An 18700-nucleotide genomic window follows, 5' to 3' on the forward strand; every position below is an offset into this window, starting at 1 on the left:
GGACTCTCGGCCAGCACACAACGGGCTGGTACGTAACCAACACAGTGCACCCAGCGCCGGAAACCGAACCCCCGGCCGGAAACCGCACTCCAACGCAACCAACAGCGCTAAAGCAATCAGACATTATCCGTTAAACCCAGCCCCAGCGACAAGCAGGCCACAAGTAGGCAGACCGTAACTCAACCGTGGCCACCGCTGGAAAAAAAGCACTGTTTCCGATAAACTGGACCTATGCCCGAACAGCTCGCTGTTCCATTCCGTCCAGTGGGTCAACCACCACACATCCCGCTCACCGACATGACACGGGATCAAGTTCTCGACTTTTTGGTGGATCGTCACCGGCGACGTAACCAGATCGACGGCGAAATCGTGCAAGCGTACGCCCGGTTCGCGGAACTGACCCCGCCACAACGCAGCGGAATCACCATCGGCGACGGCGCGGCAGAAGAGATCGCGGTGGAACTGGCGGTCAGCCCCCACACCACCGCCAAACATTTGCACGAGGCCCAGGAGTTGGTGACTCGTCTGCCCGGGACGGTGTCAGCGCTGACGGCGGGCGAGATCGACGTCATGCGAGCCAAGGCCGTGCGGGAGTACACCGCCGAATTGGACGACGACCAGGCCGCACAGGTGGAGAAGCGGGTGTTGGCGGGCGGGAAGCAAGAGAACCTGACCCGGTTCAAGCACGTCCTGCGGCGCGAAGTCATCCGGGCGGATCCGCAGGGTGCCGAACAGCGTCGGTTGGCGGTGAAAGCCCAGCGGGATGTGACCCGGTGGCATCGGGCCGACGGGACCTCGAGTCTTACTGTCCATTTGCAGCCGCATGAGGCGGAGTTGGCGTATCAGCACATTAACCTGCTCGCCGGACACGCCACAGGCGCAGGCCGGAATCTCGCGACGGCGCGGGCGGATGTGTTCATGGACTTGATCGGCGGCAAACAGGTCGACCGGCCGCCGGTGAGTGTGAACGTGGTCGTGCCGATGACCACGTTGATGGGATTGAACCAGGAACCCGGAGAGATCAGTGGGGTCGGGCCGATCACCGCTGAGTACGCGCGGGAGTTGGCGCGGAACGCGACCTGGCGGCGGGTGATCACCGACCCCACCGGGCAGGTGCTGGAAGTGTCTCGGCGACGGTTCGCCTCACCCGGGTTGACCCGGTTCGTCCAGGCCCGCGACCGGGTGTGTCGGCAGCCTGGGTGCGCGGTGGTGGCACAGCGGTGCGAGGTCGATCATTCGGTCCCCTACGCCGAGGGTGGCGTGACCGGGGTGGGGAATGTCGCGATGTTGTGTAAGCGCCACAACTTGATGCGGCAGCGCACTACCTGGCGGATGGATCAGGTGATGCCCGGGGTGCTGGCTTTTACCACTCCAGGCCGTAGGACTGTGCTTACCACGCCCGTTGGGTATGACGTTCCGCCGTTTTAGCTGCCTGCTTTCCAGCGGTGGCCACGGTTGAGTTACGGTCTGCCTACTTGTGGCCTGCTTGTCGCCGGGGCTGGGTTTAACGGATAATGTCTGATTGCTTTGCGCTGTTGGTTGCGTTGGAGTGCGGTTTCCAGCCCGGGGTTCGGTTTCCGGCGCTGGGTGCACTGTGTTGGTTACGTACCAGCCCGTTGTTTGCTGGCCGAGAGTCCCTGACAGAAGATTTTGACGTGTCGGTAGCCGAGGAACGCCTCGTGGGTGTCGGCTCGGCGATCACGTGGTGCTTGATCCTGGCCGGGTGCGATCGACTGGACTCGGCTCACGATCATGAGCCTTCAGGCACCGCAAGTGATTAGCTTGTTAGCAACTCTTAGCGGTTGCTCAGGCTCAGGGCGAGTTTGGGGCACAGCGTGACCGCTTTGCGCGCGTGCTTGCGCAGTTCCCGCGGCACCGGGGCGTTGGCGAGCACGGGATAGCCCCACTCGTCCAGGCCGATCAGCTCGGGCACCAGTTCGGCGCACACGCCGTGGCCGTCACAGGCGATCATGTCGACTTTCAGCTGCTCGGTCATCGCCAGTCCTCGCTTTCCGCTGGCAACTCGGGAATGGGCAGGACACGGGGGCCGCCGGGGCACGGCTGGCCGGACAGGTGCCGTCGGATGTCCAGCGCGAACGTCTTCAGCGCCGAGTCGACGAACTTCACCACGCCGTCGGGATGCGCGCACGCTCCCCTGCCGTTGACCACACCGAGCCGGAAGCGCAGCCGCTCGTAGGCCGCGCGGGAACAGTCACGGGCGATCATCGCGAAGTCGTCGGCGATCGCGGGCAAGCCCTTGAAACACGGGCCGCACTGGTTGGCTGTCTGCGCCGCCATCCACGAGGCGACCCGGACAGTCTCGAACAGCCCGCACGTCCGCGCGGGCAGCGCCACCACGATCCCCGCGCCGAGCGAGGCACCCAGTGGCGCCAGGCCCTCCGGGGAGAACGGGCGGTGCAGCTGGGTCGGCGGGATCCACGCGCCGCCGTAACCACCGACCAGCAGCGCGGAGATCGGTTCACGGCACCCGTTGGCCACCCGCAGGATCGTCTCGCCGCTGACACCCACCGGCAGTTCGTACACGCCCGGGTTGCGCACCGCGCCGCTGACGGTGAACAGGGCGGTGCCGGGCGCGTCCGCGGTTCCGGCCTGGCGGAACCAGTTCGGGCCGTAGCGGGCGATCAACGCGATGTGCGCAAACGTTTCCACATTGGATACGAGGGTCGGCCGCCCGTCGACCCCGGACACCCTGGCCGAGTCCGCCTTCGGCCGCGCCTCACCGCCGCCGACGAAACCGGCTACGGCGGTCGACTCGCTGGAGACGTACCGGCTCGGCGGCTCGGACACGTCGATCTCGACCTCACCCCACCCGGCCGCGACCCGGTCGGCGATCGCGCTCAGCACGTGACCGGCGAGCCCGGTGCCGCGGTGGACGGCGACCGTGATCCGGTCGGCGCCGACGGCGAGCGCGGCGAGTTCCGCGCCGTCGAGCACCAGGTGCGGAGCCAGGCGCAGCAGCAACTTGTCCTTGCCGGAGGCCGGTTCGCCCTCCATCCCGTTCACCACGACGTACCGGTTGTCCCGGCCGAAGACGGACGCCATCTTGCGCCCGCTGGGAAACCACCCGCCGCCGCGGCCGCGCAGGCCGGACGCGGTGACCAGGTCGATCAGCTGCGGCACGACACTCTTGGGCAGCGGTCCGACAGCACGCATGTGTTCGGCGATGGACGCGGCCTGTCTGCTCAGCAGGCGTGGCCGTCCGTCGTACCGTTGTTGGGGTGCGCTCACAGCGATCGCCGCCGTACCGACACGACGCGCAAGCTGCCGCACCCGAGCACCACCGCGACGCTGGCACCGATGGTGATCAACGCCCAGAGTTGATCCGTGCCGATCCCGATGGTGTGCACGACGGCCACCGGCCAGCTGACGTACGCCGCCCAGTGGATGAACCGCCAGACGCGGTACGGCATCCTCGTGCGCAGGACACCGGTCAGCACCAGGACCAGGATCAGGTCGAGTGCGATCGCGCCGAGCCCGAGGTAGAGCGGCGAGTAGCCGCCGATGAACGGCACGAACACCTCGACGAGGCCGATGGACACGTAGGTGTCGAGCACAACCGAGCCGACGTGGATGGCCAGGAAGATCAGCGAGGCCATGGAGATGTTGCGGTGCAACGACTCGGTCACGAACCGGGGCCACTGCCGCGAGCTCACGCGCCCGGCCGTCAGCAGTCCGAGCGAGACCGCGACGGTGAACAGCACGAGCGAGACGATCCCGCTCCCCCTCGCCAGGTACCAGTAGGTGCTCTCGCCAAGGAACGTCATCACTCCTCCTCAGGCCATTCGGCCACAGTGGTGACGGCACCACCCGTCGCCACGAGGCGCGCGGGGAGCCTGCGCGCGGCAAGCCAGTTCGGTGCGCGGTCGCCGAGCACGAGCGCGGCGGTCGATGCAGTGTTGGCCGCGACGCACGAGGCCGCGGAAACGCTTGCGTACTGCCAGAACCGGGCGGCCGGAAATCCGGTCGCCGGGTCGAGGACGTGGTGCAGCCGCCGGTCACCCCGCTGCCAGGAGCGCACGCTCACGCTCGACGTGGCCAGGCCGCCGGAGTCGATCGCCACCACCTGGCCGCCTTGGTCGCTGGCGTGGTCGGCGGTGACCCGCACGCTCCAGCCGCCGTCCGGCGCTGCACCGGCGACCGCGACGTCGCCGCCGAGGTTCACCAGCACACCGGCACCGGTCTCACCGGCGATCCGCCGGGCGGCGACGTCGGCGGCCCACGCCTTCGCGGTGGCCCCGAGGTCCACTTTGACTCCGCGAGGGACAGTCACAGTGTCGCCGGTGACCGTGATGTCCCGCCACACCTGCCGGGCGGGCGGCGCGTCGATGTCCACAGTGGTCGGTCCGCGTCTCGGGACCTCGGCGAAAGTGCGGTCGTAGCCGAGAGTGATCATGTACGACCCCAGCGCGGGATCGACGAGCCCGCCGGTGTCCTCGGCCGCGCGCAGCGCCACGCCGACCGCCTGGGCCAGCAGCGGATGCGTCGCCGACCCCGTGCGGTTCAACAGGCTCAACGCCGAGTCGGCGCGAAACCGGCTGCACGCCAGGTCGAGTTCGTCGAGCACCCAGCGCGACATCGTTTCCGCGACCGGCAGCGTGTCCGGTCTGGTGACCAGCACGTGCGCGGTGGTGCCGATGGCGTCGAACCGCACCCCGCTGATCATGGCGGTGGTCATGGCAGTTCCGCCTCTCCGAGATTTCGACGCTTGGTCACCTTGGGCTGGCGCCGTTCAGTTCGGTGCGTACCGGTTGGGCCTGGGGGTTGACACAAAGGGGGTCATGACCCACCTGACGACGTGACCGGTGGTTTGGTGGTCGGCTTCGGCTTCGGTTTGGGTGTCTGCTTGCCCTGGGTTCCCGGGTACGACGGCTGGCCGGTCTGCTTCGGCGGCACCTGCCCTTGGGGGACCGTGCCCTGCTGCGATCCGGTGTCCTGCTGCGGATCCGGGGCCTCCGCCGCCTGTTGCGCCTTCGCCTTCTCGGCCTTGACCATGTCGGCGATGCCGTAGCCGAGGCCGATCGTCCCGGCGAGGCTGAGCGAGACGACGCCGGTCGTGATGAGCGTGACCCGGCTGGCCGCCGCGTCCCGTGCGGCCGCGTTCAGTCGCTGCGCCATCGTGTGTCCGCCTCCCCGGTGATCCAACTCGTGTCAGGAGCCCAACTCGCTCCTCACACGTAACCGGGTGGCGCCGGGTTCAAAATTCCTTCGAACAGGTGCCTTGATCAGGGGTCGAGCGGTCCGGTGGCGTAATAGGTCTTGCACACCCCCCGGTCGTAGTCGGTGGTCACCTCCAGCACCGACTTGCCGTCGGTGGACGGCAGCAGTCCGGGACTGAAGTTGCGGCAGCCCTCGTTGTCGACGCCCGCGACGTGGATCGGCGCCGGGATCTCGTACCAGGGCCCCGCACCGGCGTTGTCGTTGGCCAGGATCGTGCCTCCGTTGCCCTCGGCGAGCGCGCCGCCGTTGTGCACCAGCATCTCGGTGATCAGCAGGACCGTGCCCCTCGGGCCGGGGCCGGGACTCCACGCGGGCACCGGGGTGTGCCGTCCCTGTTTGCCGTCGGCCGTCTTCACCAGCGTGCCGAGGTCGCGGGGATCGCCGTAGTCCCAGCCGTCGGACGAGCGGCGGAAGTACGCGCTGCACAGGTGGAGCTTGTCGTTGTTGCAGACCTCGTAGGTCATGAAGTACGTGCCGTCGGGCAGCCGGATCGTGTTGATCATGCCGGGGCGGACGTTCCACTCGTCGCTGACCACGGTCTCCTTGTAGTGCGTCCAGGTGACCCCGTCGACCGACCTGACCTGGACCAGTTTCTGGTCGTGGTTGACCTTGTCGGTCTCGTCGGAGAAGAACGCGACGAGTGCGCCGTCCCCAGCCACCGACAGGCTGGGTTCCCACGTGTTGTGCTCGTTGGGCGCGACCGCGATGTCGGAGAGGAACCGCCAGGTGCGGCCACGGTCGGCGCTGGCCCACAGCCGCTGCTTGGCCCGCTTGGTCTCCCGCGGCGCGGCGTACTCGGCGGTGTTGGCCCACAGCACGGTTCCCTTGGCCAACGAGCCGAGCGGCGACGGCATCTCGAACAGGGTCGAGCAGCAGATCCCACGGCCTGCCGCGGCGGCGGGATCCCGAATGGCGGCGATCTGCGTGAACGAATGCCCGCCGTCGTCGCTCGCCATGATGACGCCCACGCCCTGTGCGCCGTCATTGGTGGTGACACTGGCCAGGATCCGGCCGTTGTCCAGGCGGATGACTCGGGGGTAACTGCTGCCACCGTCGTACAGCACGTGTCTTTGCTGGTCAGCCGTTCCGGGGAGTGCCATCAGCACCAGGGTGATCATCAGGACGGCCAGGCGGCGCACGGCATCCTCCGATCACACCGGGTAACGGCGGAATCGTAGCCCGGCTCAGGCGTCCCGCATCTAGTGTGAACCACAATGCGCACGAACGGGTTATCCCCAGAGGTCGCCTGCGATGAGTCCGGCTCGGAAGGCAGCAATCTCATCGACGGGATAACTGACGTGTTCGCCCACGCGAGCGTGTTGCTCCCGACCGAGGCGGCTGAGGCGTGCGTTCTCGAACTGCGGGCGCGAATTCGTTCACCGGCACTCGAGTACAAAGCCAATCACCTGCTGCGGGAAAAACACCGCGCGGTGCTGCTGTGGCTGCTCGGCCCGGCCGGTCCGATGCTCGGGCACGCCGCGGTGCACCTGACCGAGAAGGCGTTCTTCGTCGCGGGCAAGATCGTCGAGTTGCTGACACCGGGCGAAGAGGTGCTGTCGATCTACCACGCCGACCGTTCGGTGCTGCGTACTTACACCGATGTACTTCGCGCCGGGCACCGGGATCAACTGGATCTGCTCATCCCGGCCATTGTGCGCGCGGTGGACAGGTGGGGCGGCGGCGAGCCGGTCAGCGTCGTGCACGACCGGCAGAACCTGTTGACCGACGACCGGATCGCGCAGTTGCGGCGGATCCTGGGTGCCCGGCTGGCCGGGCTGCGGTTCGTGGATTCCCGCGACGACGCCCGTGTGCAGATCGCCGACTTCCTCGCGGGCGTCGCCCGGCGGATCGCGTCCGACGAACTCAACGGCCACGGCGACGGCGAACTCGTGGACGCGCTGCGGCCCTATGTGGATCCGTTGTCGATCTGGGGAGACACGCGCGGTCGACTGCTATGAGGCTGCCGGGAGCATCATCCGGATGCCCTCGGTCAACTCGTCCGCGCCGCCCCACCGCCGGGCCTCGTTCTCCAAGGGGCGCAGGCGATCCCGCACTCGCACGGACTTGATCGACCGGCTGTGCCGCAGGGCCTCGCGGCCGACGTCCACCGCTCTGTCGACGTCGTGCAGCAGCAGCCGGCCGATCGCCAGGGAGATCAGGCAGAACGTGCGGCTGCGCGCCATCCCGTCACCGTATGAGCCGACAGCGGCTTCGAGCGCGGGCACGGCGTGCTTGGCGTAGCGGTGATCGACGAACCGGGCGAGATCGATGTGGACGGACCCGATCATGGCGACCACGTCGGTCTCGGTGAAGAACGCCGCCCAGCCGGGGACGTGGAACCCGTTCGCGGCCTCGAACTCGGTGCGGGAGGTCGCCAGCCCCTCGATCGCCTCCTCGGCCCGCCCGAGTCTGGCGTAGGCCCATGCCTGGTTGGCCGCCAGGATGGCGGCCGCGATCGTGCAGTTGGACGCCATCGCGGCGGCCCGGCCCCGGTCGAACTCCGCGAGCGCGCGTCCTGCGGCGTTGTAGTGCAGGTGCACCCGGCCCATCCGGTAACGGATGTTGGCGATCATCGCCTTGTCCCCGGCCCGGGTGGCGAGGTCCAGCGCGGCGGTGAAGTGGTGCAGCGCCGCCGTGGCGTCGCCGTTGTCGAACAACGTCCAACCGGCCACGTTGTGCATGTCCGCGACCGCCGCGTCGAGCCTGCGTGTCAGCCGCACGGGGACTGTGCCGGCGAGCATGGCTCGCGTGTTGGGCAGTTTCGACAGCACGGTGCCGTGACAGCTGCCGCCGCCGTACTGGTAGTCCAACGCTCGCAGATCCCGCACGGCCTGCTCGACCCGCTCGACGTCCGCGATCCCGATCCGCGCCGGTGCGCCAGCTGGACGGCTCCGGTACATGGCACCTCCAAGGGTCGTCCCCCTATCGGGTTGCCACGGCGCGGGGGTCTAAACGGCGGGCGAAAGCCACCGGTAAAGTCCATGGTGGACGGTGACACGCCGAGGAGAAACGCATCTGGGCCTATCGCTGTCATTGCGACAGGGCTACCGTGGATCGCGGCAGTTCCGGCCACCGTTCGGTGGCCATGTTCGGGAGGCTCTCTTGACAGCTACCTCGGCCACAAGGCGCGCGGTGGCCGTTCCGGCGCAGCAGTCGTCGCCCGTGCGGCACCGGCCCCGTGTCACGATCGGAACAGACGGCTCCACTTGGGGTGACGCGGCGCTGGAGTGGGCGCTGCGACACGCATGGCTGGTGAACGCGGGGTTGAAGGTCTATTCGGCGAAGACCAGCGACGACCAGGCGATAGCCAAACGACTGGACGTCTACCGGTGGCTGCACGCCTCGGTGACGACCTCGGAGGAAACCCCGGAGCACACCCTGCTGACCGCGAGCGCGGACACGGACCTGCTGGTGTTGGGGCACCACGGGCACAGCCACCACAATCTGGGAATCGGGCACCTGGTGCTGCCGGTGGTGACCGGAAGCCGATGCGACACCGTGGTCGTGCGCGGAGAGCCACGAGCAGTCAGAGCAGAACACGGATGGGTGACAGCGGCGGTCGGCGGACGCCACGATGAGTCAATCATCCGGCGGGCAACGGAAATCGCGACGCGATACCGGGACGGCCTGCGGATCGTGCACGCTTGGCCGCTTCCCGGGCCGCGGGCGGTGGCCGCGGACGGCCAGCCGAACGAGGTCCTGGATTGGGCTCGGCGGTTGGTGACGAAGGTGTCCCCTACGCTCACGCCCAGTTTGCACCTGGTCAGGAGTCGGCCTCATGAGGCCGTGGAGACGTGTGCGCGGAGCGATTTGCTGGTGATGGGGCCGGGTAGTCATCCCGGTCGGCTTTCTCCTGTCACCCGGACCGCTCTGCACCTTTCTCCTTGTCCGGTTCTGGTTGTCCGTCCCACCTGAGTTGGGTTGCAACCAATGTGGCCTTTGTTGCGTTTTTCGCACCGAATGCCACATTGGTTGCCAAGCAGCTACCGAACCCCGGCGGGCCGGAACTGAACGCTGATCCGAGGCCCGACAACGCGACTGCTCTTGGGCACGGCATGCTCCCACGTCCGCTGACAGGATCCACCCATCACCAGCAGATCCCCATGCCCCACCGAGAATCGCAGAGTCTCGCCACCCCCACGAGGCCGCAGCCACAGACCCCGGGCAGCGCCGACGGAAAGGATCGCGACCATCGTGTCCTCTGTGGCGCCCCGACCGATGCGATCACCGTGCCAAGCGACGCTGTCGTTGGCATCGCGGTAGTAGCACAGGCCCGCCGTACGGAACGGCTCTCGCAGTTCCGGCTCGTAGTGCGAAGTCAGCGCGGCACGAGCCTCGTTCAGCACCGGGTGCGGTAAGGCGTCGGTCTCCCGGTAGAAGCACAGCAGTCTGGGGACCGCCACCACTCGGTCGTACATCTGGCGTTTCTCCGCGTACCAAGGCACGTCCCGCGCCAGGTCCTCGTAGAGCTCGTCCGCTCCGCTGAGCCAGCCTGGCAGGAGATCGACCCATGCTCCGTGCGCCAGCGGGGTCCTCCGCAGGCCGGTCAGCGGGCGGAGGCTGACGGTGTCCGCCATGTCGAACAGTGATCCCTGCACACCCGTCAGCCTACACCCTCGTCGAACACCCGTTCGAGTCATTCGATCGGCAGGACCAGGACCTTTCCTGTTCGCGGGCCGTTCGTCAGCCGGTCCAGGTTCTCCGCGACGCCTTCGGCCATCCGCCATTCCGCGGTCAGGATGAACAGGTTTCCGCCGCCGATCGCCATGGCGAACGGGGCACGGTCCTCGTCGAGCGTCACCCGGTCGAGGACTTCGCCTCCTTCCGCCACTCGGACCACCTCGTTGGCACCCGTCGACGTCCAGACCGCGCCTGCCCCGTCCAGGCATATCCCGTCGGGGCCCAGGCCGTCGGCGAAGACCCTCCGGTTCGACAGGCCGCCGTCCGGGTCGATGTCGAACGCGGTCAGCCGTCCGGCGAACGACTCGGCGATGATCAGCGTCCTGCCGTCGGGTGTGATGACCATGCCGTTGGGGAACTGGATGTCGTCGGCGACCTGGCGGATCTCCCCGTCCGGCCGGACCAGCCTGATCCACCCGGGCCGGGGTGCCTCGCCACCGGCGAAGTCGAAGTCCGCGCCGTTCAGGTAGATGGCGCCGCTGCCGCTGTGCACGACGATCTCGTTGGCGCCCTGGTCGGTCATCACCGCCGTCGACCCGTCCGGCTCGACGCGGCGGAGTTTGTCCCCTGTCGTGAGCAGCGTGCCGTCCGGCAGCCAGTCGATGGACCAGCCCATCAGGCGGTCCACCGGAGCCGGGACGACTTCCGTCGCCCCGGTCGGGTCCACGGCCACGATCCGTTGCGCGATCCAGTCGCAGAACCACAGCCTCCCGTCACGCCACCGGCCCGACTCGGGGATTCCCAGACCACTCAGCAGGACCTTCGGTTCGGACATCAGGACACCTCGTTCGTCGAAGTCGGCTCTTGGCACCTCCTACACGAACGAGGATCCGTCAGATCGACACCGGCGGCCTGCGGATCACCTCGATCAACGACGACACGCTGTCGTCCTTGTACCCGGCCGCCACCGCGCGCCGCAGCACCTCGTGCATCCCCTCCTGCCAGGAGGTGTCCAGGCCGAACTCCGCCGCCACGGACGCGTCGTGGTCGATTCCCGCCTCGAACAGGCCGACCGCGGACGCCGGGTCGCCGTACCGGCCCGAGTCGATCTCCTCCGCGAGGCTCGGCAGCACCGACGCGATCATCTCCAGCCACTTCACCGTGAACCGCACCATGCTCGCGGCGGGCAACCCGCGCGCGGTGACCACGGCAGCGCCCTGGAAGAAACCGAGCAGTGCGGGCAACAGCGTCCCGCCGACCGCGTATTCGTACAAGGCGGCGAGGTCCGGTTCCGGCCCGAGATAGACCGTGTCGCCGCCCAGTACTCGCAGAACCGGGAAATACTGGTCGTACACGGCTCGGGAACCGCTGTAGTACAGCAGTGTGTCCGGTGCTCCCACCGCGGCGGGCACATTCTTCACCGCGCCGTCCAGGAAAGCCGCTCCTCGCTCCGCCGCCCAGGCAGCCATTTCCCGCGCACCGGCCGGGTCGCCGGAGTTCAGGGTGACCAGCGTACGGCCCGCCAGGTCCGCGGGGGCGAGGGCGGACATCGTGGCGTCATAGGTGGTCAGGCAGGCGATGACCAGCGGGCCGGCCGCGACGGCCGAGGAAACGTCGGCGGCCTCGTGGTCGCGCAGCCCGGGGACTTTGCCCGCCGTGCGATTCCACACCGTTGTGGGGTGTCCTGCTTTGATGTACGCCTCCGCCAGCGCCCTTCCCATTGAGCCGAGGCCGATCACCGTCACCGGTGTGTGTTGATCCATGCCGTGAATCTCCACCTTTACAGACATTCTCTCAAGTACCTACAATTTTGTTGGGTACTGACATTTTTGTAAGGGGGTCCGGTGCTGAAGAGGCGCACGTACACGTGCGGGCTGGATGCCGCGCTGGACGTGATGGGCGGCAAGTGGAAGGCGCTGATCCTGTGGGAGCTGACGGACGGCGCGCTGCGGTTCGGTGAGCTGCGCCGCCGGGTCGACGGCATCTCCGAGCGCGTGCTCATCCTGCAGCTGAAGGAACTCCAGGCGTGCGGGCTCGTGCATCGCGAGCTGTACCACCAGGTTCCGCCGAAGGTCGAGTACACGCTCACCGGACTCGGCGAGTCGCTGATCACGGCGATGACGCCGCTCGGCGCGTGGGGTGAGCGGCACATGTCGACCATCGAGGCGCTGGATCGGGGCGACTGATGCGGTTCGGCATCCTCGGCGGCGTCGAAATCCGCTCGGCCCAGGGGGAATCCCTGCCCGTCGGCGGGCCGAGGCAACGTGCCCTGCTCGCCATGCTGCTGCTCGACGCCGGGCGGGTCGTGCCCGTCGAGCGGTTGCTGGACGGCCTGTACGGCGACCAGCCGCCGAACGGCGCGACAGCCGCGTTGCAGTCCCAGGTCTCGCGGCTGCGCCGGACCCTGCCGGACGGGCTGATCGAGTTCCACCCCGCCGGGTACCGGATCGCCGTCGACAGGGAAACCGTTGACGTGCACCAGTTCGAGCGCCTGGCCGAAGACGGCGCACGAGCGCTGGCCCAGGGCGACCCGGCGACGGCCGCCAGCGTGCTCGGCGAAGCGCTGGCGTTGTGGCGCGGGCCGGTGGTCGCGGTGGGCGACGCGGTCGCGGCGCGGCTGGCCGAGCTGAAGCACGCCGCCACCGAGGACCTGTTCGAAGCCCGGCTCGCGCTGGGACAGCACTCGGCTGTGATCCCCGAACTGCGGGCCCACATCGAGCGGCACCCGTTGCGTGAACGCCCACGCGGCCAGCTCATGTTGGCGCTGCGAGCCGCGGGCCGCCCGGCCGAAGCGCTCGCCGAGTTCGACAACACGCGGCGCACACTGGCCGACGAGCTGGGCGCGGACCCGTCCGCCGAACTGGCGGGCATCCACTTGGCGGTGCTCAAGGGCGAACAACGGCCGGGCTCGACCATTCCGGCCCAGTTGACCAGTTTCGTCGGCCGGACAGCGGAACTCGACCGGATCGCCGAGCTGTTCACCGGCACGAGGCTGGTCACGGTCACCGGCCCCGGCGGCGCGGGCAAGACCCGGCTGGCCATCGAGGTCGCCGCCCACCAGGCCGGGGAAACGTGCTTCATCGACCTCGCGGCGTTGACACACGGCGCCGACATCCCCCAGGCGGTGCTGACCGCGTTGGGCGCACGCGACACGGGCCTGCTGACCGCGGCGGGCCAGGACCCGGTGAACCGCGTGATCGCGGCGCTCGCGGACCGGCACGTGCTGCTGATCATGGACAACTGCGAGCACGTGATCGCCGACGCGGCCGCGTTCGTCCACCGGCTGCTCGGTGCCTGCCCGGACGCGCGCGTACTCGCCACCAGCAGGGAAGCGCTCGCCATCACCGGCGAACACCTGTGCCCGCTGCCGTCACTGCCGGACCAGGCGGCCATGCAGCTGTTCGCCGAACGCGCGGTGGCGATCTCCCCCGGTTTCCACGTCACGGACCAGAACGCCGACACGGTACGGCGGATCTGCGCCGCGCTGGACGGTATCCCGCTGGCGATCGAACTGGCCGCGGCCCGGCTGCGCGCGCTGGAGATCACCGAGATCGCCGCCCGCCTGGACGACCGGTTCGCGTTGCTGTCACGGGGAGAGCGCACGGCCGCGCCGAGGCACCGCACGCTGCGGGCGGCCGTGGAGTGGAGCTGGGATCTGCTGGACCCGGCGGAGCGACTGCTGGCCGCGCGGCTCACGGTGTTCACCGGCGGTGCGACGCTGGCCGCCGCCGAACGGGTCTGCCAGGTCCCCGGCACCGCGGACCTCCTGGCCGGCCTGGTGGACAAGTCGTTGGTGGAGAACGCGGGCGGCCGCTACCGGATGCTGGACACGATCCACGCGTTCTGCGCCGAGCACCTCACCGAGCCCCTGGCAGCCGCGCACGCCCGGTACTTCCACGACCTGGCCGAGCAGGCCAACCCGCACCTGCGCCGCGGCGAGCAACTGGAATGGCTCGACCGGCTGGACGCCGACCGCGGCAACCTCCACGCCGCGCTGCGCTGGGCCGTCGCCAACGACACGACGCTGGCCCTGCGCATGTTCGGCGCGTTCTCGTTGTACTGGTACCTGCGGGGGCTACGCGGCCTCGCCGCGCCGCTGGCCGTGGACCTGCTCGCCGTGATCGGCACGCACCCGCCCGCGGACCTCGACGAGGAATACGTGCTGTGCGTGCTGCAGGCGGCGTGGGGCAGGCTCGACGCGGCCGAGTGGCAGGACCACCTCAAGCACGCCGAGGAGTTCATGACGTCGCCGCGTGGCGCGCTCCGGCGGGCGCACAGCGCGTTCCTGTGGGCGGCGGCGACCGGGCCGCCGAAGGGCGCGCCGGCGAGGCCCCTGCTGGACGACGACCTCTGGGCGGAGGCGTTCACCCGGCTCGGTGCCGCGATACTGCACTTCGTCGACGGCGAGGTCGACCACGCGGAGGCCAAGACGCGCCAGGCGCTGGCCGAGTTCCGGGAGCTCGGCGACCGGTTCGGCATGGTGCTGGCGTTGGACGCCCTGGCGAACGTGGCCGACAGCCGGGGCGACGGGCAGGCGTTCGTCGAGGTGCTGACCGAGGCCATGGACCTGGTCGGCCAGCTCGGGTCGATCGACGACGAGGTGTCGTTGTTGTGCAGTCGCGCGGAACACCTGGCGCGCGGCGGTGACCTGGATCTGGCGCGGGCCGACTACGAGCGGGCGCTGACACTGGCCCGGCGCAACGGCACGCTCGAGAACCTGGCGTTGGCGTACAGCGGGCTGGGGGAGATCGCGCGGTTCGAAGGCGATCTCACCACCGCGCGCCGCCTCCAGGAGCTCGCGCTGAGCAAATGCACGACCGGCCCGTTCGGTCTGCACGAGTACCGGGCCCGTGCGCTGATCGCGCTGGCGCGGCTGGCGGAGCTGCGGGACGACGTCCCGGCGGCAAGGCGGCACTACGACGACGCGATCAGGGCCGCCATCGCCTGCCGGTCGCTGCCGTTCGTGGCCAGGGCGGCTGCCGGGTTCGCGGGGCTGGCGCTGCGCGACGGCGACGGCTGGCTGGCCGCGTTGCTGCTGGGTGCGGGCGTCGCGCTCAAGGGCATGCCGTTCGCCGGTGACCCGGAGATCGCCGCGCTGATCGCCGACGTCCGCGCGTTGGCAGGCGCTGAGGCGTTCGACGACGCGTTCGGCCGCGGCACACGGATGACGCAGGCCGAGGCACTGGACGTGGTCGGCGCACGCCGTCAGCGAGATCGCCAGGGGACCGTCAGCGTTCGGTGAGTGGACGGTAAGCGAGCGGCGTCACCCTCATGACCTGGAGGGAAGCCATGACAAACGTGCTCGACGAGACCATCAGTCCCAGCCCGACGCCCGGCCGCAAGTGGTGGCGCAAGCCCTGGATCGTGCCACTGGGCTTCGTCGCGGTGGCGTTCATCGCGTTCTCGCTGCCGAGGTACCTGACCTTCGACCGCGCCCAGTCCCAGGTACAGCAGCCGGAGTTCGCCTGGCACTACCCGCTGCTGGTGATCCACGTGATCTTCGCGTCCATCGCCATGCTCACCTGCGTGCTGCAGGTGTGGCCGTGGTTGCGCGCCCGCTACCGGCACATCCACCGGCTCGCCGGGCGGGTCTACGTGTTCGCGGGCGTGCTGCCCGCCGGTGTGACCGCGCTCGCGATCGGTGCCATCACGCCGTTCGGCCCGGCCGCGTTGTCCAGTGGCCTGGTGATGGCCCCGCTGTGGCTGTTGTTCACCTACAAGGGTTACCGCACAGCGCGGGAACGGCTGTTCGTCGATCACCGCAAGTGGATGATCCGCAGCTTCGCGCTGACCATGTCGATCATCACCAACCGGATCTGGGCCGCCGTGCTCGCGGTCTGGCTCGGGCCGCAGTTCGACACCACGTTCATGGGCAGCGAGAAGCTGTTCACGTATTCGCTCTCCGGGGCGACGACGTGGCTGGGCTGGGTGATCCCGCTGCTGATCGCCGAGTGGTGGCTGCAGCGCGACGAGGTGGCGCGGCGCAGGCGCAAAGCGCGAGTATAAATAGTCGGCGTGAGCGGTAGAGATGTGTCAGCACCCGGCAGAGTCGCGGAAGCCACCGACGCGCTGGAGGACGTGGAACTGCTGTTGCCCGCGCTGGCCGCCGAGGAGCCGCTCGAGACGGCCTTGCAACGCCTGGTCGAGACAGCGCTGAAGGTGGTCGGCGGTGCCGACGCGGTGAGCGTGACCGCCCTTTCCGGAGCCGGACCGCGGACCGTGGCGTCGACGCACGAGTGGGCGGTCACAGTGGACGACAACCAGTACGCGGCCGGTGACGGCCCCTGCCTCGAGGCAGCACGGCAGCGGGAACCCGTTCTGGTGGCCGGTGCCGAGGCGTTCGAGCGGTGGCCGCGGTTCGCCGCGGACGCGGCCGAGTTCGGCGTGCTCGCCTACCTGTCCGCTCCGCTGGCGTTGGCGGGCACGGGCGACACGGATCTGATCGGGGCGCTGAACGTCTACGGCTTCCGCCTCGACTCGTTCGACCGGTTGGACGAGGCGTTGCTGCGGCTGGTCGCCACGACCGCCACGATCACCATCAACAACGCGCAGCGCTACACGAAGATGCGGGACCTGGCCGACAACATGCGGATCGCGATGGCGTCCCGCGCCGAGATCGAGCAGGCCAAAGGAGTCCTGATGGCCGTGCACGGGATCAGTGCGGAAGAGGCGTTCACCCGGCTGGTCGGCCAGTCGCAGCAGACCAACACCAAGCTCGCGGTCGTCGCCCGCGAGCTGCTGGCGTCGTTGCGTCAAACGTGAGCACGACCTGCGGATATACCCACCTCAGAGCGTGTGGATACCCCCAACCGACCAGTTCTAACCACTTCGTCTCCCCCAGTTGTGCCCAGGTCACGGCCTCCGTACGGTTGAAGGATCACCACGGTTGAACACACAGCCGCGCTGACGTGTTGCACAACCGGAAGGATCCCCGTGAGCACCTCAGACCCACGTCCCAGCATCGAGCCGGGCGCGTTGCTCACCGTCGACGTCCAGCCGCACCCCCGCGGGGTCCCGCTGATGCGGGTGCTCGGTGACGTGGACCTCGCGACAGCGCCGGTGTTCCAGAAAGCAGTGCTGGACCAGCTGGCTCAGCGGCAGAAGTTCGTCGTGGACATGGACGGCGTCGACTTCCTGTCGTCAGCGGGCCTCGCCGTGCTCGTGGACCTGCGCCAGCAGATGGCCGACCAGAACCTCAAATGGGCCGTGGTGGCCGCTCGGCAGACAGTGACCAGACCGCTGGAGATCACCGGCCTGCTGACCATCCTGCCGATCTTCGAGACCGTGCCGGCCGCGGTCGACGCGATCGCGAGCTGATCGACCGCTAGTCGGGCCTGTCGGACCCGCCTCGGTGTGCCGAGGCGAGGTCACCGAGCCAGCGCGGCCTCGGCACGTCGTGATCGTCACACCAGTCGATCATGCCGATCGTCCACAGCAGAACGTGCGCGAGCACCTCGATGGTCGCCTTCAGCTCGGTGTCCCGCAACGCGAGCTCCACCTGGAACCGCGCCTCGTCGGCGTGGGTGTTGAGCTTGGCGAGCAACGCCCGCACAGCGGCGCGCACCGGCGGGCTTGTCTCGTCGATGTTCAACTGCGTGTCGTCGTCACCGGTCAGCTCAAGCCCGTAGGTGTTGTCCTCCTCGGACGAGCCGGACGCGGTGAGCATCATCGTGGCCAGTGCCGAGATCAGCTCGGTCACGATCACGTGTGATTCGCGGCCCCCGTTGGCCCGGTCGGCGGTGAGCCTGGCCATCTCCAGGACGAGGCTCTCGTCGTCGCCGACACGCATCACGCCGATCAGGTGCCTGATCCGTGATCGTGGTGTGCTGTCAGTCATCGGTCTTGGCTCACCCCTGTGTTCGCAGCCCCAGCGTTGGTCAACTCATGCGGCGGTGGTCGCCTCGGGACTCGACCCGGACCGCAGCGCGGCGACGAACTCGGCCACCGCTGCGGGTGGCGGCGTCGTCTCGCCGTCCAGCCTGGCCACCACGTCGAGGTCCCGGCCCATGTCCGGTTCCGTCGCGATCGACCAGCCGGTCGCGGCGTCCCATAACAACGCGACGTCACGCCCGGATAACCGCCAGTCCAGGGCCACATAGCCCCACGCGGGCGCCTCCGAGCCCCAGCAGCACGATTCCAGTCCGATACCGAGTTCCGCGCTGACCGCGGCGAGATAGTCCCTGAGCTCATCGATCACAGCTGCAGGATGGACAGTTCCATGGGTGGTCAAACCTCGCATCCGTGTTACGTCAGGCTCACGCGGGTAGTCGGGAGGCATGACCAACGCACTCACAGGGCGTCGGGTCGCCGTGCTCGCGGCGGACGGCGTCGAACAAGTCGAACTCGTCGAACCCGTCAAGGCAGTACGCGCGGCAGGCGCGACGACGGAGCTGCTGTCCATCGACGACGGCTCGATCCAGGCGATGAACCACGACGTCGAGAAGGCGGACACGTTCCCGGTGGACAAGAAGGTCGCCGAGGCGGCCGTCGACGACTACGACGCGCTCATCCTGCCCGGCGGCACCACCAACCCCGACAAACTGCGCATGGACGCCGATGCCGTGGCCTTCGTGAGGGCGTTCGTGGAGTCGGGCAAGCCCGTCGGCGTGATCTGCCACGGCCCGTGGACCCTGGTCGAGGCCGACGTGGTCCGCGGCCGCACGCTCACCTCGTGGCCGAGCGTCCGCACCGACATCCGCAACGCTGGTGGCCGGGTGGTGGACAGGGAAGTGGTCGTGGACGGCAACCTCACGTCCAGCCGCAACCCGGACGACCTGCCCGCCTTCTGCCGCGAGGTGGTCACCCAGTTCGCCCAGGGCCGGCTGCACGCCGCGACCTGACC

21 protein-coding genes are annotated in these 18700 nt (G+C 68.7%); 9 read left to right on the top strand and 12 right to left on the bottom strand.

Annotation, left to right across the window (positions count from 1 at the left end):
- Positions 1 to 297: 297 nt before the first annotated feature.
- Positions 298 to 1428: an HNH endonuclease signature motif containing protein gene (locus ALI144C_RS03780; RefSeq protein ID WP_076985591.1), complete on the top strand. Its 1131-nt coding sequence runs from the start codon at positions 298 to 300 to the stop codon at positions 1426 to 1428.
- A 367-nt stretch (positions 1429 to 1795) separates the two neighbouring features.
- On the opposite strand, the gene ALI144C_RS03785 is transcribed toward ALI144C_RS03780, so the two are convergent.
- The 6 genes from ALI144C_RS03785 to ALI144C_RS03810 form a co-directional block, all read right to left on the bottom strand.
- Positions 1796 to 1996 carry a ferredoxin gene (locus ALI144C_RS03785; RefSeq protein ID WP_076985592.1) on the bottom strand — a complete coding sequence of 67 codons (201 nt, stop codon included), beginning with the start codon at positions 1994 to 1996 and terminating at the stop codon, positions 1796 to 1798.
- Positions 1993 to 3291 (bottom strand): NADH-ubiquinone oxidoreductase-F iron-sulfur binding region domain-containing protein, encoded by a 1299-nt coding sequence (locus ALI144C_RS03790; RefSeq protein ID WP_083752685.1) that lies wholly within the window; start codon positions 3289 to 3291, stop codon positions 1993 to 1995. The genes ALI144C_RS03785 and ALI144C_RS03790 overlap by 4 nt, the downstream gene beginning before the upstream one ends.
- Positions 3246 to 3785 (bottom strand): ferric reductase-like transmembrane domain-containing protein, encoded by a 540-nt coding sequence (locus tag ALI144C_RS03795; protein ID WP_076985593.1) that lies wholly within the window; start codon positions 3783 to 3785, stop codon positions 3246 to 3248. Before ALI144C_RS03795 ends, ALI144C_RS03790 begins: the two co-directional genes overlap by 46 nt.
- Positions 3785 to 4696, bottom strand: coding sequence for an FAD:protein FMN transferase (locus ALI144C_RS03800; protein ID WP_076985594.1), 912 nt, complete (start codon positions 4694 to 4696; stop codon positions 3785 to 3787). Before ALI144C_RS03800 ends, ALI144C_RS03795 begins: the two co-directional genes overlap by 1 nt.
- 101 nt (positions 4697 to 4797) lie before the next feature.
- A complete protein-coding gene (locus ALI144C_RS03805) occupies positions 4798 to 5136 on the bottom strand; it encodes a hypothetical protein (RefSeq protein WP_076985595.1) in 339 nt (112 codons plus the stop codon).
- 107 nt (positions 5137 to 5243) lie between these two features.
- Entirely contained in the window at positions 5244 to 6377 is a 1134-nt protein-coding gene (locus ALI144C_RS03810) for a sialidase family protein (protein ID WP_076985596.1), read from the bottom strand.
- Between the two features lie 75 nt (positions 6378 to 6452).
- On the opposite strand from ALI144C_RS03810, the gene ALI144C_RS03815 reads away from it, so the two are divergent.
- On the top strand, positions 6453 to 7196 hold the full coding sequence (locus ALI144C_RS03815) for a DUF3800 domain-containing protein (protein WP_076985597.1): 744 nt from the start codon (positions 6453 to 6455) through the stop codon (positions 7194 to 7196).
- Here the strand turns inward: ALI144C_RS03815 and ALI144C_RS03820 are convergent.
- Positions 7191 to 8138, bottom strand: coding sequence for a hypothetical protein (locus ALI144C_RS03820; protein WP_076985598.1), 948 nt, complete (start codon positions 8136 to 8138; stop codon positions 7191 to 7193). The genes ALI144C_RS03815 and ALI144C_RS03820 overlap by 6 nt on opposite strands.
- 202 nt (positions 8139 to 8340) lie before the next feature.
- On the opposite strand from ALI144C_RS03820, the gene ALI144C_RS03825 reads away from it, so the two are divergent.
- Positions 8341 to 9153 carry a universal stress protein gene (locus ALI144C_RS03825; protein ID WP_168211163.1) on the top strand — a complete coding sequence of 271 codons (813 nt, stop codon included), beginning with the start codon at positions 8341 to 8343 and terminating at the stop codon, positions 9151 to 9153.
- 68 nt (positions 9154 to 9221) lie between these two features.
- On the opposite strand, the gene ALI144C_RS03830 is transcribed toward ALI144C_RS03825, so the two are convergent.
- Genes ALI144C_RS03830 through ALI144C_RS03840 form a run of 3 tightly spaced genes read right to left on the bottom strand, consistent with a single transcriptional unit; the run spans position 9222 to position 11621 of the window.
- Positions 9222 to 9878, bottom strand: a complete 657-nt coding sequence (locus ALI144C_RS03830) for an alpha-ketoglutarate-dependent dioxygenase AlkB (protein WP_076985600.1) — start codon at positions 9876 to 9878, stop codon at positions 9222 to 9224.
- Positions 9875 to 10693, bottom strand: coding sequence for an SMP-30/gluconolactonase/LRE family protein (locus ALI144C_RS03835; RefSeq protein WP_076985674.1), 819 nt, complete (start codon positions 10691 to 10693; stop codon positions 9875 to 9877). Before ALI144C_RS03835 ends, ALI144C_RS03830 begins: the two co-directional genes overlap by 4 nt.
- A 58-nt stretch (positions 10694 to 10751) precedes the next feature.
- Positions 10752 to 11621, bottom strand: coding sequence for an NAD(P)-dependent oxidoreductase (locus tag ALI144C_RS03840; protein WP_076985601.1), 870 nt, complete (start codon positions 11619 to 11621; stop codon positions 10752 to 10754).
- A gap of 81 nt (positions 11622 to 11702) precedes the next feature.
- On the opposite strand from ALI144C_RS03840, the gene ALI144C_RS03845 reads away from it, so the two are divergent.
- The 5 genes from ALI144C_RS03845 to ALI144C_RS03865 all read left to right on the top strand — a co-directional run bounded on the left by ALI144C_RS03845 (position 11703) and on the right by ALI144C_RS03865 (position 17175).
- The gene (locus tag ALI144C_RS03845) at positions 11703 to 12044 is read left to right on the top strand and encodes a winged helix-turn-helix transcriptional regulator (RefSeq protein WP_237773958.1); all 342 of its coding nucleotides are present in this window, start codon (positions 11703 to 11705) and stop codon (positions 12042 to 12044) included.
- Positions 12044 to 15100, top strand: coding sequence for a BTAD domain-containing putative transcriptional regulator (locus tag ALI144C_RS03850; RefSeq protein WP_076985602.1), 3057 nt, complete (start codon positions 12044 to 12046; stop codon positions 15098 to 15100). The genes ALI144C_RS03845 and ALI144C_RS03850 overlap by 1 nt, the downstream gene beginning before the upstream one ends.
- Positions 15101 to 15147: 47 nt before the next feature.
- On the top strand, positions 15148 to 15864 hold the full coding sequence (locus ALI144C_RS03855; RefSeq protein ID WP_076985603.1) for a DUF2306 domain-containing protein: 717 nt from the start codon (positions 15148 to 15150) through the stop codon (positions 15862 to 15864).
- A 9-nt stretch (positions 15865 to 15873) separates the two neighbouring features.
- A complete protein-coding gene (locus tag ALI144C_RS03860; RefSeq protein WP_076985604.1) occupies positions 15874 to 16620 on the top strand; it encodes an ANTAR domain-containing response regulator in 747 nt (248 codons plus the stop codon).
- 171 nt (positions 16621 to 16791) lie between these two features.
- A complete protein-coding gene (locus ALI144C_RS03865; protein ID WP_083752687.1) occupies positions 16792 to 17175 on the top strand; it encodes an anti-sigma factor antagonist in 384 nt (127 codons plus the stop codon).
- Between the two features lie 7 nt (positions 17176 to 17182).
- On the opposite strand, the gene ALI144C_RS03870 is transcribed toward ALI144C_RS03865, so the two are convergent.
- Positions 17183 to 17695 (bottom strand): hypothetical protein, encoded by a 513-nt coding sequence (locus tag ALI144C_RS03870; protein WP_076985605.1) that lies wholly within the window; start codon positions 17693 to 17695, stop codon positions 17183 to 17185.
- A 45-nt stretch (positions 17696 to 17740) separates the two neighbouring features.
- Entirely contained in the window at positions 17741 to 18055 is a 315-nt protein-coding gene (locus ALI144C_RS03875; RefSeq protein WP_076985606.1) for a DUF6292 family protein, read from the bottom strand.
- A 79-nt stretch (positions 18056 to 18134) separates the two neighbouring features.
- Here ALI144C_RS03875 and ALI144C_RS03880 point away from each other — a divergent pair, with 79 nt between their 5' ends.
- Positions 18135 to 18698: a type 1 glutamine amidotransferase domain-containing protein gene (locus ALI144C_RS03880; protein ID WP_076985607.1), complete on the top strand. Its 564-nt coding sequence runs from the start codon at positions 18135 to 18137 to the stop codon at positions 18696 to 18698.
- Positions 18699 to 18700 lie beyond the last annotated feature (2 nt).

The sequence above is a fragment of the Actinosynnema sp. ALI-1.44 genome (assembly GCF_001984155.1).
GTDB lineage: Bacteria > Actinomycetota > Actinomycetes > Mycobacteriales > Pseudonocardiaceae > Kibdelosporangium.

What these genes read in the sequence shown, in the direction of transcription:
- ALI144C_RS03820 (WP_076985598.1), bottom strand. Translation starts at nt 8,138, where the DNA reads ATGTACCGGAGCCGTCCAGCTGGCGCACCGGCGCGGATCGGGATCGCG.
- ALI144C_RS03870 (WP_076985605.1), bottom strand. Translation starts at nt 17,695, where the DNA reads ATGACTGACAGCACACCACGATCACGGATCAGGCACCTGATCGGCGTG.
- ALI144C_RS03855 (WP_076985603.1), top strand. Translation starts at nt 15,148, where the DNA reads ATGACAAACGTGCTCGACGAGACCATCAGTCCCAGCCCGACGCCCGGC.
- ALI144C_RS03780 (WP_076985591.1), top strand. Translation starts at nt 298, where the DNA reads ATGACACGGGATCAAGTTCTCGACTTTTTGGTGGATCGTCACCGGCGA.
- ALI144C_RS03830 (WP_076985600.1), bottom strand. Translation starts at nt 9,878, where the DNA reads ATGACTCGAACGGGTGTTCGACGAGGGTGTAGGCTGACGGGTGTGCAG.
- ALI144C_RS03880 (WP_076985607.1), top strand. Translation starts at nt 18,135, where the DNA reads ATGACCAACGCACTCACAGGGCGTCGGGTCGCCGTGCTCGCGGCGGAC.
- ALI144C_RS03795 (WP_076985593.1), bottom strand. Translation starts at nt 3,785, where the DNA reads ATGACGTTCCTTGGCGAGAGCACCTACTGGTACCTGGCGAGGGGGAGC.
- ALI144C_RS03835 (WP_076985674.1), bottom strand. Translation starts at nt 10,693, where the DNA reads ATGTCCGAACCGAAGGTCCTGCTGAGTGGTCTGGGAATCCCCGAGTCG.
- ALI144C_RS03815 (WP_076985597.1), top strand. Translation starts at nt 6,453, where the DNA reads ATGCGCACGAACGGGTTATCCCCAGAGGTCGCCTGCGATGAGTCCGGC.
- ALI144C_RS03805 (WP_076985595.1), bottom strand. Translation starts at nt 5,136, where the DNA reads ATGGCGCAGCGACTGAACGCGGCCGCACGGGACGCGGCGGCCAGCCGG.
- ALI144C_RS03800 (WP_076985594.1), bottom strand. Translation starts at nt 4,696, where the DNA reads ATGACCACCGCCATGATCAGCGGGGTGCGGTTCGACGCCATCGGCACC.
- ALI144C_RS03840 (WP_076985601.1), bottom strand. Translation starts at nt 11,621, where the DNA reads ATGGATCAACACACACCGGTGACGGTGATCGGCCTCGGCTCAATGGGA.
- ALI144C_RS03785 (WP_076985592.1), bottom strand. Translation starts at nt 1,996, where the DNA reads ATGACCGAGCAGCTGAAAGTCGACATGATCGCCTGTGACGGCCACGGC.
- ALI144C_RS03850 (WP_076985602.1), top strand. Translation starts at nt 12,044, where the DNA reads ATGCGGTTCGGCATCCTCGGCGGCGTCGAAATCCGCTCGGCCCAGGGG.